We start from the raw sequence: 13,476 nt of genomic DNA on the forward strand, positions 1-13,476 counted from the left end.
AACCGGAGCTATCAGCCTGCCAGAAGGATTCACGGCATGCCTGCAGAAGTCTCATATCAGGAAAGTTGCGGGGCGGACAATTCTCAAGCGGAGCGGAAATCGATGACGGGCAAGGAGGAAATGGGATGGCAGAAAGCAGCTTGTACGGGGCCCGCGTTATGGATGCGGAGGTTCAACCCGAAGTAGTGGCGTATTATTTTCGTCAATGGAACGGCTTCTCCATGCCCTTTCATACCCATAGCGCAGTAGAAATCATGTATGCGGTTGACGGCGTTTGCCGTATCGATACGGAAGGGCAAAGCTTCGAATTAAAGCGGAATGAGTTCATTTTCTTGGATGCGCATGTGCCGCATCGGCTGACTGTGGATGCAAAAAAGCCGTGCCGGATGCTGAATGTGGAATTTGAGCTGGTCCCGCAGCGGGAAGGTTTTTTGTCGCTGGGGGCGCTGTCCAGAGAAAACCCGGAATGGGCTGCATTCCAGAAAGCGGCCTGCCCTTTCCATGTGCTTCGCGATTCGAATGAGGTATATCCCGTCCTGAAGAGCCTGGTGCTTGAGTTGGATCGGCATGGGCCGCACAGCGGGCTTATTCCTCTGCTGCTGGCCCAGCTGCTCATTTGGATAGCCCGGCTGGCACGGGATTCGGAGTCTCGGGAGGATCTGCATGGTCAATTGTATGTGAAGAAAGCGTTGAACTACATCCACGATCATTATGAGCAGGACATTCGCGTGCAAGACATCGCGGACGCCATCGGCCTTCACCCCGGTTACCTGCACCGTATTTTCAAAGGCAACACGGGCGAAACCGTAGTGGGCTATCTGACGCGATACCGGGTGCACCAGGCCAAGATGATGTTGGCAAGAACGGATATATCCGTAGCTGACATCGCCGAATACGTTGGCATGGGAAGCAGTCAGTATTTCAGCACTGTATTCAAAAAGCTAACGGGTCAAACCCCTATGGATTATCGGAAATCTGTAGAATCGATTCGGTATATACGTCAAGAGGGAAAGTGAGAATTTTAAACAAACCGATGCAGAATTGGTCACGATTTTGATAACGCTTGCAATCCCCCGGTTGATAAAATGATGCCAGGAGAATGAAAAGGAGGGAGCAAGCGATGTCATTCAAAGTAGCGTTTGTCGGGGCTGGAAGCATTGGCTTTACGCGGGGATTGCTGCGAGATTTGATGACCGTGCCGGCATTTCACAACATGGAGGTGGCGTTCACCGATATTTCGCAGCGAAATCTGGATATGGTTACGCAACTGTGCCAGCGCGATCTAAGGGAGAATGGGCTCGGCATTCACATTCAGTCCACCATGGATCGGCGGGAGGCGCTGAAAGATGCCCGGTATGTGTTCTGCGTCATTCGGGTGGGCGGCCTGGAAGCATTCCAGCTCGACGTGGACATTCCGCTCAAGTATGGGGTCGACCAATGCGTGGGCGATACGCTGTGTGCGGGCGGCATTATGTACGGTCAGCGGGGAATCCCTGTCATGTTGGATATTTGCAAGGACATTCGGGAGGTCGCAGAACCGGGTTGCCTGCTGCTCAACTATGCGAATCCGATGGCAATGCTCACCTGGGCGTGCAACCATTATGGCGGCGTGCGAACGATCGGCTTGTGCCATGGCGTGCAAGGGGGACATCATCAGATAGCCCGGGCGCTCGGATTGCCGAAGGATGAAGTAGATATCGTATGTGCCGGCATCAATCACCAAACCTGGTACATTCAAGTGAAGCACAATGGGCAGGACATGACCGGACAGCTTCTGGAAGCGTTCGAGCGGCATCCGGAATTCAGCAAGACGGAGAAGGTCAGGATCGATATGCTGAGAAGGTTCGGTTATTACAGCACCGAGTCGAACGGCCATCTGAGCGAGTATGTGCCCTGGTATCGAAAGAGGCCGCAGGAAATTCAGGAGTGGATTGATTTGGGCACTTGGATTAACGGAGAGACTGGCGGCTATCTTCGGGTCTGCACGGAAGGACGCAATTGGTTCGAGACGGATTTCCCCAACTGGATGAAGGATCCGGCCTGGACGTATGAGGCGGAGCACCGCAGCGAGGAGCACGGCTCTTATATTATTGAAGGCCTGGAGACAGGACGCGTATACCGCGGACACTTCAATGTCGTGAACAACGGCATCATTTCCAACTTGCCGGATGACTGTATCGTTGAAGCGCCGGGTTACGTGGACCGCAACGGCATTAATATGCCCACAGTTGGCGACCTGCCGCTCGGATGCGCGGCTGTTTGCAATGCGAGCGTTTCGGTGCAGAGACTTGCGGTTGAAGCGGCCGTGCACGGCGATGACCGGCTGCTTCGGCAGGCGATGCTGATCGATCCGCTTGTGGGTGCAGTATGCAACCCGAAGGAAGTTTGGCAAATGGCGGACGAAATGCTGGCAGCGCAAGCGGAGTGGCTTCCCCAATATCGCGATGCGGTGGCGGCCGCCAGGAAGCGGTTGGCTTCAGAAGAACCGGTGCCGGTCCGGGAAGGGTACCAGGGGGCGGCGCGGCTGCAAGTGAAGAGTGTTGAGGAGATGAGGAAAAATCGCGAGGAAGCGAACAGGAATGCAGCGGAAGCGGACAAGGCGAAGGAGCGTCCGGCGGCGAGATAGGCTTGGGTGTTCGTCCAATTGCCATTGTTTTTCTCACTTCAAGGGGGATCGGTTCATAGGATGGACCAAACACTTCGAGGTGGGATGAGCATGAGAGACCGAGGTGAGCTTTGGGCAGCGGTTGCCGCCCTTGCATGTGTAGCTCTTGTGTTGGCTTTGTTCATGAATGTGCATACAGAAGGGGAGAGCGAGCCTGCGACTGCTTTGCCCGAACCGATTGAAGGTCCTGACACAAGCGATGCCGATCGCAATCCTGATGAATCGGAAGGACCAAGTCCTTCTTACTATTGGGGGATCGATACAGCCAGCGTCATGGATGAGTCTTTCTATGCCTGTGTGCAGGAGAACTTCGGAGAACCCGTATACGCAGGCCGGTACTTGGAGACGAAGCAGGGCGTTTCCTACGGGCTGACGCCTGAGGAAGTTGCGTTCCTGCATAACCAGGGCATCCGCATCATTCCGATCTATAACCATTTCACGGATGCAACCACATATGATGCCGGCGTGACGGAGGCTCGCGAGGCGATTTCGTATGCAGAACAAATCGGGGTGAAGGAAGGAACGTACATCTTTGCGGATATTGAGCCGAATTATCCCGTGGATCAGCATTTTTTGCAGGGGTGGTCAGAGACGATTGCCGCTTCGGCCTACCGCCCCGGCATTTATGGTGTGTTCGTAGAGGCTAGCGACAGCGAGGTTCTGGCTTCGTATATGTCCTTTTCTGAAGCGTATCCCGAGTTGGCCGAGCAGACGGCTGTGTGGACCAGTGATGTGAGTGTAGGGATCACGACGAAGGCGGAAGCGCCAGCGTTCGAACCGGAGGCGCGCAACATGCTGGAGGTCTCCATTTGGCAGTACGGCATTGACGCGGAAGCCTGCAATATCGACACAAACTTGATGAAGGCCGAAATGATGGATTACTTGTGGTAAGCAAAAAGCGCAGGCGCTAACCGTGCCTAAGCCTATTCCTTCGGGCGTTGCGCATTTTCGTTGCTCAGCGGGCGAAATATCTGTATAGTGTAGAGAGGCATGCAGTATGATTACGGAAATATAGGTGAATCGATTCATGCGCAATTGGTTAAAAGCACTCTCTCATAAAATTACGCCTACGCAGTTTATCGTTTGCAGCTATGCGACCGTAATTGCGATGACAACACTGCTTCTGGTTATGCCGATCAGCGTGAAGCCAGGCGCGGAGCTTTCATGGATTGATGCATTGTTTACAGCTGTCAGCGGGGTTAGCGTAACGGGCTTGACGGCAGTGAACACGGCAGAGACATTCAGCGTATTCGGGACGTTCGTGCTCATGATCAGCTTCCAGTTCGGGGGCATCGGCATCATGGCGCTTGGCACATTCCTGTGGCTTGTACTGGGTCGCAATATCAGCCTCTCTTACCGCAGGCTCATCATGATAGACCAAAACCGCCACAATTTGTCGGGCCTTGTGCAGCTTATTCGGCTGCTGCTATTTATGGCGCTCGGCATTGAGCTGGCCGGCGCGCTTATATTCGGCGTATATTTCCGTGTGCAAGGGTTCCATGATACCTGGACGGAGTCGTTCTATTACGGCCTCTTCCATGCAGTTTCCTCGTATACGAATGCGGGGTTCGACATCTACGGCAATTCACTGGCTTCGTTCGCCAATGATTATTTCGTCCAGTTTATTACGATGCTGCTGCTGTTTCTCGGGGCGATTGGCTTTCCGGTGCTGATTGAATTCCGCGAGTTTCTCATGACTCGGAATCGCCGCTTCCGCTTCTCTCTATTCACGAAGGTAACGACGAGCATGTTCGTGATTATGATCGTTGCGGGCGCCCTCAGCATCTTTATTCTGGAGCATGATATGTATTTCGCAGACAAGAGCTGGCATGAGAAGCTGTTCTTCTCGCTCTTCAATTCGATCACGACGCGAAGCGGCGGCTTGTCGACGATGGACGTTAGCGAATTCTATGAACCGACACAGTTTATCCTGTCGATCCTGATGTTTATTGGCGCAAGCCCATCGAGTGTCGGCGGCGGCATCCGCACGACGACGTTTGCGATTATATTGCTGACACTGTATACCTACGCCAAGGGAAGAAGCGAGGTCCGTGTGTTCCGCAAGTCAGTCAAGGACGAAGACGTTCGGAAGAGCTTCGTTGTCTTTACAACAGGCGCGATCTTGGTTGTAGCCGGCATCGTAACCTTAGACTGGGTGGAACAGCAAAAATTTTCATTGTTCTCGGTTATTTTTGAAGTGAGCTCTGCTTTTGGCACGTCCGGATTGTCCATGGGGATCACGGGAGATCTGTCGACGGTGGGGAAAGTGATCATTATGGCGCTGATGTTCGTGGGTAGGATTGGCATTCTCTCTCTCTTGTTCCTGTTCCGAACAGGCAACCGCAAGGAACATTACCATTATCCGAAAGAAGATATTATCATCGGCTAAGCCGTTCCTCTTGACCAGCTCCACTCCTAATTGGAACGGGCAGCCGCTATTACTCCCATGAATCAATAGACGCCGACAGGCGTCTTTTTTCGTTTCCCCAAATCCTGACTTCCTAAATAGGGCGAGCAATAGACGCTTGATTCATCTTCCGAGACAACAGGGGGAAGATCAGGCGTTTTATTATTGACAATTCCTGCTGGTGTATATATCATTTTGATATATATCTAATTGATGCATAGTGAGGTGGCCGTTTTGAAATACCCCCTATTAGGCTTCTTGTCTCTGCAGCCGATGACAGGCTATGAGTTGAAGAAGATGGTTTCGATCAGTACGGGACAGTTTTATAGCGCCAGTTACGGCAGCATATATCCGACCTTGCGGAAGCTGGAACAGGAAGGCGCGGTTACTTCGAACGAGGGCAAGGAAGGAAACCGCGTCAAAATTGTTTATGCCATTACGGCGAAGGGAGAGCAAGAACTGGATGCCTGGTTGGAGCAGTCGGGGGAAGAGGAGTTTGTCCTGCGTTACGAGTATATGACAAAGCTGTTCTTCTCAGGGAGGAGAGCGCCGGCAAATATTATGCGCATGATCCAGACCCATGTGGGCGAGTTGGAGGCAGAGAAGCAGAAACTCGTCGAGCTGAGGGATGCCCTGGATGACTCCTGTACAGATGCGTATCAGCGCTATCCTTGCGAATTCGGCATCGCGCTGTTTGATTTTCTCCAGGAGTGGAACAGCAGGCTGATGCAGCATATAGAAAGGAATGATGGGAATTGAGGCTTATGGGAGGAGGGAACGGGATGCATGTTGTTTTTGGCACGGGTGCGCTTGGCCTAGCGGTTATGCGCTCGCTCATTCGGAAAGGGAAACCAGTCAGGATGATCAATCGGCGCTCTGCTGTGCAGCTGCCGGAAAGGGTAGAGCTGCTGCAGGGGAATGCCGAGGAGGAAGCCTTTTGCATAGAAGCCTGTCGAGGTGCGGAGGTTGTCTACAATTGCACCGGACTGCCGTATTCACAATGGGCCGTGCAGCTTCCCCGCATCATGCAAGGGATCATTGCCGGGGCGGCAGCAGCCGGCGCCAAGCTGATCTACGGGGATAATCTGTATGCGTACGGTCCTCATGCTGGCGGGAGATACCATGAAGAGCTGCCGATAAAGCCTGTTGGAACGAAAACGAAGGTTCGGGCGAAGATGGCGGAAGAGCTGTTGCAGGCGCACCGAGACGGCGTCGTCCGTGCAGCGATTGGTCGGGGATCAGATTTTTATGGTCCCGGAGTGACTCTCTCCTTGCTGGGCGAGAGGGTATTCCAGGCAGCGCTGCAGGGGAAGCCAGCCGAGATTATTGGAAGTATTGATTTGCCGCACACGCATATTTATATTGATGATTTTGCTTCCGGGCTTGTTGTGCTTGGCGAGGAGGAGAAGGCGCTCGGTCAGATATGGCATATTCCTTCCGCTGATACGGTTACGACCAGAGAACTGCTGGAAATGATATACGAACAAGCCGGACATAAGCCCCGGTACCGAATAGCCAACGGCAAGCTGCTTCATGTGATGGGCTGGTTCGTTCCGGCCATGCGCGAATTCAGAGAAATCATGTATATGCTGAACGAACCGTTTCAGGCAGACTGCAGCAAGTTTGCCGCGGCTTTTCCTGTCCGAACCACCCCCCACCGCATCGCCATTCAACAAACCTTGGCATGGATCAGATCCCGTTCTTGAAGAACGACAATGCTTTTGGAGGGTGTGATTTAGGCGCGGGCAGCCAGCAGCTCGCGCATGCGTGCGGTGTAGTCCGTGATGACGCCGGATACGCCGAGATTGAGCATGTGGTTAATCTCCTGCTGCAGATTCACGGTCCATACGAACACAAGTTGGCCGTGCTGGCGGATGGCAGCGATATCCGCGCGGTCAATCATCCGGTAATGCGGATGCACGGAAAACACCTCATGCCCGAAGCTTTCGATCAGGTCAGTAACATGCATCAGCTTGCCCGCATAGACAAGGCCTACCTTGGCATGAGGAAGTTAATCGATTTGCTTCGTTGTGTAAAAATTTTCTTTCCGGTTATTTCCTTCGCCATGTCAAACAAATGATTTTTCATAACCTCATAAAAAAGAGTGTATTCGCCAACCATGAACGCCTATAATAAAGGCAACATCATAGAGCAGCTTCTACGGGAGGTTATGATGAAAAAATGGCATAGAGTCCCAACATTTATAATAGTCGTTGTATTGATCGGGATAGTAGTGCTTGCAGGATTGGCCGAAACAACGGGTCAAGCTTATGCTAAGGGAGACGTAGTGGTGGTTGCGCATCGGGGCGCTTCCGGACTGGCGCCGGAAAATACGATTGCCGCTTTCGATCTTGCACTGGAGCTTAGAGCCGATTATTTGGAACTGGATGTGCAAATGAGCCGCGACGGTCATTTGGTCGTCATTCATGATCCAAGTGTGAACCGTACGACCAATGGCCGAGGGCTTGTGCGGGACAAATTGCTGCATGAGCTCCAGCAGCTGGATGCAGGAGGCCGCTTTAGCAAGGAATATACCGGGGAGAGAATTCCGCTCCTGGAGGAAGTGCTCGAGCGCTATTGGGGAAGAATCGGCCTGCTGATTGAATTGAAAGAACCGAGTCTGTATCCCGGGATGGTGGAGAAAACGCTTGACATGGTGGGGCGGCTCGAAAGATCGGACGAGTCGGCAAAATCAGACGAGATGTATGCGGAGCAAGTGATTATCCAATCCTTTGATCGTGATGCGATCCGCTCGATTCGCGAGCAGATGCCCGATATGGCAACGGCTGTGCTGATCCGCTCCGAACGCAAGCGCATGCTGGCGGAGGACTGGGAAGCCCTTGCCGCATACGCAGATTATGTGAATCCGCATCAATCCTTGGTGACTGCGAGGTTTGTCGAGAACGCGCATGCCTACAACTTGAAGGTGATTCCTTGGACCGTGCGCAAGCCAAGCGAGGCCAGGAGATTGATCCATGCAGGGGTTGACGGCTTGATAACGGATTACCCTTAGCGTACAATATGGTTCGTGCAGGCCGTTCTTACATAGGCATCACGATCCTACATGCGGAAAGGTGGCGGGAAGGAATGATAATATGGCAAATATTCCTTTCTTTTTGTACAGCAACGCTGCTCGGATACGGCGGAGGTCCTTCCAGCATCCCGCTGTATCAGGATCAGGTTGTAAACAAGCATGGCTGGATGACCTCCGAGGAATTCGGTCAGGCGCTGGCGTTCGGCAATGCGCTGCCGGGGCCAATCGCGACCAAGCTGGCTGCATATATTGGCTTTAAGGTTGGCGGGTGGCTCGGCGCTGCGGCAGCACTCACCGCTGTCGTCTTGCCGACAGCGCTGCTCATGGTAGCGCTGGCCGGAGTAATGGTGAAGCTGAGCAACAATCCTATCATCAGGGGCATGATTCGCGGCGTACAGCCGGTTATATTCGTTATGCTTGCGATGCTGGCCTATGATTTTGCCAAATATGCGTTCAAAGCCTCTGAAGGGCCGATCGTATTTTTGCCGTTTTTTATAGCGGGCGCTTTTTTCATCCTCGTTCATTATTTGCAACTCAATGCGGTTTGGGGAATCATCGGATCAATGGCATTGGGGGCAATGTTTATGCGCGGCGGCTGAGCTAGGCACGCTGCGAACCGCGACTTTAGTGGTCGCCTCCCTCGCCTGAACTTACTAATTCATCAATCTTCACCTTGAAAAAGTCGGCGATGCTTCGCAAGGTCATGTAATCGGGGAAGCGCCTGTTGTTTTCGTAATGCGACCAGGCGGCGCGGGAAATACCGAGATGCTCGGAAACTTCCTTTTGCGTATACTTGTGTTTTTTGCGAAGCTCAGCCAAGCTTTTGCCGAAATTCATGATTACCCTCCTTTGATGCTGGTGCAGTTGTATGGAACCGCCTGAGCGACGGGAGAAAGCGGATTCATCCAGCCGTGCTGTTTCTACTGTATGATACAAATTGTATCAATGTCAAGACAGAATCAACAATTTCCCTTGAAATCAAGGGTTGTTTCTGTCTGACTCCTTCCTCGACATGGTTCTTTGATAACGTTTCGTAAAAAAAGTTGCATAAACCAGTTTTCAAATCGAATGAAATCTAATATAATAAAAACAAGACAGATTATCGATAATCGGTAATCGAGAATCGAGCAAGAAAGAGTGGTGGAAGACTTCAACTGTTTTCCGTAGAATTTTCTTAACAATGTCTCTATCGTTTTTGGAGGCATTATCGATAATCGATATTTTGTGATGGAGAGTGAGTACATGCTTGGCAACCAACATACGTTCCGAAACAATTCCATCAGTGCGCAAGTGTACACCATGCTAAAGAAAGAAATCCTCGAGGGAAATTTGCAGCCTGGCGAGCGATTAATTGTTTTGGAAATTGCAGGACGTTTTCAAATCAGCCAAGCGCCCGTTCGGGAAGCACTGGAACGGCTTAAGCAGGAAGGCTTAATTGTCGGCCAGCCGAACAAAGGCTCCGTGGTATCGAATATTACTTCCAAAGAGATCAGGGACATTTTTGTACTGCGTGAAATTATAGAGGGCTTTGCGGTCAGGGAATCTATGCCGCATCTTGACGAAGATGACTTTCGCTATCTGGAAAATTTGCTGGATGAGATGGACGAGGCGGCAAAGCAGGATGACATGCTGAAAATTTTGGAGCGCGACATGGAGTTTCACGGTTTTTTCTACAAGCGCTGCAACAACCATGCCATTCTGGAGCTGTGGAATCACATGCGTTCCAAGGTTATGCGCTTCATGGCGATTTCGAACCGTTACTATTCCACCAAGAAGCTGGCAGCATACCACAGACCGCTGATTGAAGTATTGAAGTCTGGGGATGCGGCTGAAGCGGAGAGACAATTTATCGATCATATGAAGTCATACAAAGTGATTCATCTGGACTAAGTGCATAGCGTCTTGAAATAGGAGAGCTTTCAAAAAGGGGACATGTAGCATGCAGATGCAAGCTGAGAAGCTATTGTTACAAGACGAATGTATACTGAATTGGATGAGAGACCGTGTGCTGATTGATCTGGTTTCTGACAGGCTGAGCAAGAGCGAGGACTTGAAGGAGAAGCTGTCTCTGTTTAATCTGAATCCTTTCTACACCTTTCCGGCCATTGCCTTGTTGGAGCCATCGGCCTCCAATAAGGAGGATTCCGAGAAGCGCAGAATCTCGGAGAAGATTCGCGAGGATTTGCAGCAGCAGCTGAAGGACAGCAGTGTTGTTTTTACGGATGAAGAAGGACGTACAGGCATCTTGTTCTCTTGGGCGTCCAAGGGCGTGATTGATCGAATTCAACGGATGCTGAATGCTCGATTTCCGTTCCCCGTCAATATTGGGGTCGGCAAGCCGTGCAGCCAGCTGTCGGATGTTCACCAGTCTTACAAGCAGGCCGTTCAAGCGCTGCAGAATAAATTTTATAAAGGCGCGGGCCAGGTTATTCACTTCAGTGAGCTGGGCAAGACGAGGCCGCTCCAGGATTACCCGGTATCCAGAGAGAAGGACTTGTACGAGCGCATGAAGTCAGCGGACAGCGACGTGGAAATTGAATGCGCTGTAAATGATTTTTACCATTGCATCTTGCAGAATGGCCCAATTGATGTGAAGGACATTTACGAATTAACGATTCGGCTTTTGGTCGGCATGGAAAAAAGAGCGCTGGAAGATGCGGAAAAAGCGAATGCAAGCCTCCATTATGAAATTATGTCTATTGTAAAGATGGAAACTTTGCAGGAGATTAAACGGTATGTAATCGAATACCTAAAGGAGCTAAAAGACGTGATTTCGCAAAATGAAAAAGAGAGCCATCGCAGTATTATTAAAAAGACCCTTTATTTCATGGAGATGGAATGCCAGAATGCGACGCTGGGCAGCGTCGCGCAGAAAGTGTACATGACGCCGACGTACTTAAGCCTGCTCTTCAAGATGAACACCGGCAAAACCTTCATCGAGCAGCTGACCGATATCCGGATTGACAAGGCCAAGGATATGCTGAAAAATTCCTATTTGAAAAACTACGAGGTTGCAGAGCGGGTAGGGTACCAAGATTCCCGGTACTTCAGCCAGCTGTTCAAGAAAAAGGTCGGAGTTTCCCCAAGCGAATACCGCGCTTCTGTGGGAAAATAAAATAGATGAAATCCGATAAATGCGTAATGAAATGAGCGGACTACAGTCCGGAAAAAAGCTGCTCCGCACGGTCGAGCTATCGACGTGCGGGCAGCTTTTTTTCATGGCTTTCCCTATCTGTTGCTTCTTGCGGCATAATGCTTTACTTCGCAGCGGATTTCCCTCCAAAAGCGTCTCTGACTTCCGCTGCGCGCCTTGCCAGCATTCAATTTTCGTTAGGAGCTGCGTGCATTTGGACTGACAAGGCTTTGGGTGGAACAGCATTTGCCAGAGTCCGCATCATGAAATGTTCAGCAGTTGATCCATGATTTGAGAAATGGATCGCAACAACTCATCTCTCTGCGTCTTCAGAAAGAAATGGTCGCCCTTAATCATCTCCACGGAACATTCACCGGTCGTATAAGCCGCCCACGCGTCCAACTCCTCACGGCTCGCCTCGGTATCGTCTGTTCCGCCAAATACCGAGATCGGACAATCCAGCGGCGCATCATCGACATAGACATAAGTTTCGTCGAGTTGAAAGTCCGCGCGCAGTATCGGCAGAAAGAACTGCAAGAGTTCTTTGCTTTGCAAAATGGCCTCGGGCGTGCCCGAAAAGCGGCGCAGTTCATTGATGAATTCCTCTTCGGGCAGCTGATGAAGAGGGCGGGGCTCCGGGATGTGCGGAGCGCGGCTTCCCGCAACGATTAGCCGGCAAGGCTGAATCCCCCGTGTTCTGCGAAGATTTCGCGCAACCTCGAAAGCAATTCGCGCTCCCAAGCTGTGCCCAAACAAGAGGAACGGACACTGCAAATAGGGATAGATGGCTTCGGAAATTGCCTCTGACATCACCCGCATATCACATAGGGGCTGCTCCGATATCCGGTTTTCCCTTCCTGGAAGCTGAATCGGATATATACCCGCATGAGCGGGAAACGCACGCTCCCATCCCCGGAATACTGAGGCGCCTCCGCCTGCATAAGGGAGACAGAAGAGGCGAATTTGGTCTGATTCTTGCGGACTAGCGAGCAGCCAAGGCGTTCGGGCATGGTTCATTTCCATTTGCTTTCTCCTTCGTTTGGTCATTCCGTTCGTTTCGTATGTGTATGTTTTCGATACTCATTAGGCGTCATGCCGGTATTTTTTCGAAACAGCCCGCAGAAGCGGCCGGTATTTTTGTAGCCGACAATTTGGGCGATTTGATTGACGTACAAGTCCGAGTTGGCGAGGAGATGCTCCGCGTGGCTCATCCTCCTATGCTGGATATACTCGGTGATGGTGCAATGGTAGGCTTGTTTGAAGGTGTACTTGAGCTTGGTTGTTCCCATACAGGCAATGCGGGCAAGCTGCTCCAGGTGCAAATCGGAGGCAAACTGTTCATCGATGTAAGCGGTAACGGCCGTCAATCCGTCCAAGTCTTGGCTGGATAGGCTCTTCGTGAAAGGGGGCTGACTGACAAGCGAGCTTTTCTCGACGATGAGCGATAAAGCTTCCTTTACTTTCCCCTCATAAAACAGCTTTGCGGACAAGCCCGTTCCCCGGTAATTCCGGATTTGCCTCAGCAAAAAAACCAATTCAGGAAAATCTTCCTCACCGTCCATACGACTAAAAGCAGACCTAAGATCCCGGTAATCCCCAGGGTAGTTGCTAGTTAAGTAATCTTCAAAGTATTCCGGTATGATCACGATCCCTGTTGAACGAATGGGCACGTTCTTGTGATAGACGGCTCGATACACGTTCTTCTGTCCTATATGTCCTTTGATGCAATGGCACGCAAGGCGTTTGCTCGGTTCCAGTTCTTCTCCGGAAACGGAATCATAATAGTTGATGCTGATATATGCGGGCTGCTTGTATGCCAAGAACAAGTCCTCATACAAGACGAAATCCTGTACATAAACGGAAAACAAATTTTGATGGGAATAAGCCCAGAAGTACCCTCTGCCTTTATCGGATGCAAGCGTATAGCTGATGCCTTCACGGCCCAATGACTCGTTCTCGTCATCCAGATAAAACCCGTTGTCTACCAAACAAGGGACGAACACTTCCGCGATAATATCTTTCATTTTACCACCTCCAAATATCACGAACGGACGATGTGATAGCGCGATTAGACGGAAACACTCCAATGGTATTGTCGGTTGCTTCAAGTGGAAGTAAAGTAAAATCAGAAAGTTTGATAATGATAATCATAATCATAATTAAATGAAAATAACAATAAATAATATTAATAGTAATTATTACGATTTACATTATAAATCTTACTTTCATTTTGCACA

14 protein-coding genes are annotated in these 13,476 nt (G+C 50.9%); 10 read left to right on the forward strand and 4 right to left on the reverse strand.

Annotated elements, in window-relative coordinates:
• Positions 1-125 precede the first annotated feature (125 nt).
• The 6 genes from XYCOK13_RS15280 (at position 126) to XYCOK13_RS15305 (ending at position 6,778) form a co-directional block, all read left to right on the forward strand.
• The gene (locus tag XYCOK13_RS15280; RefSeq protein WP_213413044.1) at positions 126-1,016 is read left to right on the forward strand and encodes a helix-turn-helix transcriptional regulator; all 891 of its coding nucleotides are present in this window, start codon (positions 126-128) and stop codon (positions 1,014-1,016) included.
• A 104-nt stretch (positions 1,017-1,120) separates the two neighbouring features.
• Positions 1,121-2,626 (forward strand): alpha-glucosidase/alpha-galactosidase, encoded by a 1,506-nt coding sequence (locus tag XYCOK13_RS15285; RefSeq protein ID WP_213413045.1) that lies wholly within the window; start codon positions 1,121-1,123, stop codon positions 2,624-2,626.
• 90 nt (positions 2,627-2,716) lie between these two features.
• Positions 2,717-3,556: a glycoside hydrolase domain-containing protein gene (locus XYCOK13_RS15290; protein ID WP_213413046.1), complete on the forward strand. Its 840-nt coding sequence runs from the start codon at positions 2,717-2,719 to the stop codon at positions 3,554-3,556.
• Positions 3,557-3,692: 136 nt separating this feature from the next.
• Complete coding sequence (locus XYCOK13_RS15295; RefSeq protein ID WP_213413047.1) at positions 3,693-5,054, forward strand: TrkH family potassium uptake protein; 1,362 nt, start codon at positions 3,693-3,695, stop codon at positions 5,052-5,054.
• A 252-nt stretch (positions 5,055-5,306) separates the two neighbouring features.
• Positions 5,307-5,831 carry a PadR family transcriptional regulator gene (locus XYCOK13_RS15300; RefSeq protein WP_213413048.1) on the forward strand — a complete coding sequence of 175 codons (525 nt, stop codon included), beginning with the start codon at positions 5,307-5,309 and terminating at the stop codon, positions 5,829-5,831.
• 23 nt (positions 5,832-5,854) lie between these two features.
• On the forward strand, positions 5,855-6,778 hold the full coding sequence (locus XYCOK13_RS15305; protein WP_213413049.1) for an NAD-dependent epimerase/dehydratase family protein: 924 nt from the start codon (positions 5,855-5,857) through the stop codon (positions 6,776-6,778).
• A gap of 29 nt (positions 6,779-6,807) precedes the next feature.
• Here the strand turns inward: XYCOK13_RS15305 and XYCOK13_RS15310 are convergent, their stop codons facing one another.
• Entirely contained in the window at positions 6,808-7,041 is a 234-nt protein-coding gene (locus tag XYCOK13_RS15310) for a glycerophosphodiester phosphodiesterase (RefSeq protein WP_213413050.1), read from the reverse strand.
• A gap of 204 nt (positions 7,042-7,245) precedes the next feature.
• On the opposite strand from XYCOK13_RS15310, the gene XYCOK13_RS15315 reads away from it, so the two are divergent.
• Together XYCOK13_RS15315 and XYCOK13_RS15320 are read left to right on the forward strand one after the other, a co-directional pair.
• Positions 7,246-8,085, forward strand: a complete 840-nt coding sequence (locus XYCOK13_RS15315) for a glycerophosphodiester phosphodiesterase (protein ID WP_213413051.1) — start codon at positions 7,246-7,248, stop codon at positions 8,083-8,085.
• Positions 8,086-8,159: 74 nt separating this feature from the next.
• Positions 8,160-8,705 carry a chromate transporter gene (locus XYCOK13_RS15320; RefSeq protein WP_213413052.1) on the forward strand — a complete coding sequence of 182 codons (546 nt, stop codon included), beginning with the start codon at positions 8,160-8,162 and terminating at the stop codon, positions 8,703-8,705.
• Positions 8,706-8,730: 25 nt separating this feature from the next.
• Here the strand turns inward: XYCOK13_RS15320 and XYCOK13_RS15325 are convergent, their stop codons facing one another.
• Positions 8,731-8,943, reverse strand: coding sequence for a helix-turn-helix domain-containing protein (locus XYCOK13_RS15325; RefSeq protein WP_213413053.1), 213 nt, complete (start codon positions 8,941-8,943; stop codon positions 8,731-8,733).
• A gap of 405 nt (positions 8,944-9,348) precedes the next feature.
• Here XYCOK13_RS15325 and XYCOK13_RS15330 point away from each other — a divergent pair, with 405 nt between their 5' ends.
• Both XYCOK13_RS15330 and XYCOK13_RS15335 read left to right on the forward strand, forming a co-directional pair.
• Positions 9,349-9,996 carry a GntR family transcriptional regulator gene (locus XYCOK13_RS15330; RefSeq protein ID WP_213413054.1) on the forward strand — a complete coding sequence of 216 codons (648 nt, stop codon included), beginning with the start codon at positions 9,349-9,351 and terminating at the stop codon, positions 9,994-9,996.
• A 49-nt stretch (positions 9,997-10,045) separates the two neighbouring features.
• Complete coding sequence (locus XYCOK13_RS15335; protein WP_213413055.1) at positions 10,046-11,221, forward strand: helix-turn-helix domain-containing protein; 1,176 nt, start codon at positions 10,046-10,048, stop codon at positions 11,219-11,221.
• A gap of 279 nt (positions 11,222-11,500) precedes the next feature.
• On the opposite strand, the gene XYCOK13_RS15340 is transcribed toward XYCOK13_RS15335, so the two are convergent.
• Both XYCOK13_RS15340 and XYCOK13_RS15345 read right to left on the reverse strand, forming a co-directional pair.
• Positions 11,501-12,262 (reverse strand): thioesterase II family protein, encoded by a 762-nt coding sequence (locus tag XYCOK13_RS15340; protein WP_213413056.1) that lies wholly within the window; start codon positions 12,260-12,262, stop codon positions 11,501-11,503.
• Positions 12,263-12,282: 20 nt separating this feature from the next.
• A complete protein-coding gene (locus XYCOK13_RS15345) occupies positions 12,283-13,263 on the reverse strand; it encodes a helix-turn-helix transcriptional regulator (RefSeq protein ID WP_213413057.1) in 981 nt (326 codons plus the stop codon).
• Positions 13,264-13,476: the final 213 nt, after the last annotated feature.

The organism is Xylanibacillus composti, assembly GCF_018403685.1.
In the GTDB taxonomy this organism is placed as follows: Bacteria; Bacillota; Bacilli; order Paenibacillales; family K13; genus Xylanibacillus; species Xylanibacillus composti.

Bases quoted from the DNA above. Each gene is read 5' to 3' on its own strand.
- XYCOK13_RS15280 (WP_213413044.1), top strand. From the start codon at position 126: ATGGCAGAAAGCAGCTTGTACGGGGCCCGCGTTATGGATGCGGAGGTT.
- XYCOK13_RS15285 (WP_213413045.1), top strand. From the start codon at position 1,121: ATGTCATTCAAAGTAGCGTTTGTCGGGGCTGGAAGCATTGGCTTTACG.
- XYCOK13_RS15290 (WP_213413046.1), top strand. From the start codon at position 2,717: ATGAGAGACCGAGGTGAGCTTTGGGCAGCGGTTGCCGCCCTTGCATGT.
- XYCOK13_RS15295 (WP_213413047.1), top strand. From the start codon at position 3,693: ATGCGCAATTGGTTAAAAGCACTCTCTCATAAAATTACGCCTACGCAG.
- XYCOK13_RS15305 (WP_213413049.1), top strand. From the start codon at position 5,855: ATGCATGTTGTTTTTGGCACGGGTGCGCTTGGCCTAGCGGTTATGCGC.
- XYCOK13_RS15310 (WP_213413050.1), bottom strand. From the start codon at position 7,041: ATGCATGTTACTGACCTGATCGAAAGCTTCGGGCATGAGGTGTTTTCC.
- XYCOK13_RS15315 (WP_213413051.1), top strand. From the start codon at position 7,246: ATGAAAAAATGGCATAGAGTCCCAACATTTATAATAGTCGTTGTATTG.
- XYCOK13_RS15320 (WP_213413052.1), top strand. From the start codon at position 8,160: ATGATAATATGGCAAATATTCCTTTCTTTTTGTACAGCAACGCTGCTC.
- XYCOK13_RS15325 (WP_213413053.1), bottom strand. From the start codon at position 8,943: ATGAATTTCGGCAAAAGCTTGGCTGAGCTTCGCAAAAAACACAAGTAT.
- XYCOK13_RS15330 (WP_213413054.1), top strand. From the start codon at position 9,349: ATGCTTGGCAACCAACATACGTTCCGAAACAATTCCATCAGTGCGCAA.
- XYCOK13_RS15335 (WP_213413055.1), top strand. From the start codon at position 10,046: ATGCAGATGCAAGCTGAGAAGCTATTGTTACAAGACGAATGTATACTG.
- XYCOK13_RS15340 (WP_213413056.1), bottom strand. From the start codon at position 12,262: ATGGAAATGAACCATGCCCGAACGCCTTGGCTGCTCGCTAGTCCGCAA.
- XYCOK13_RS15345 (WP_213413057.1), bottom strand. From the start codon at position 13,263: ATGAAAGATATTATCGCGGAAGTGTTCGTCCCTTGTTTGGTAGACAAC.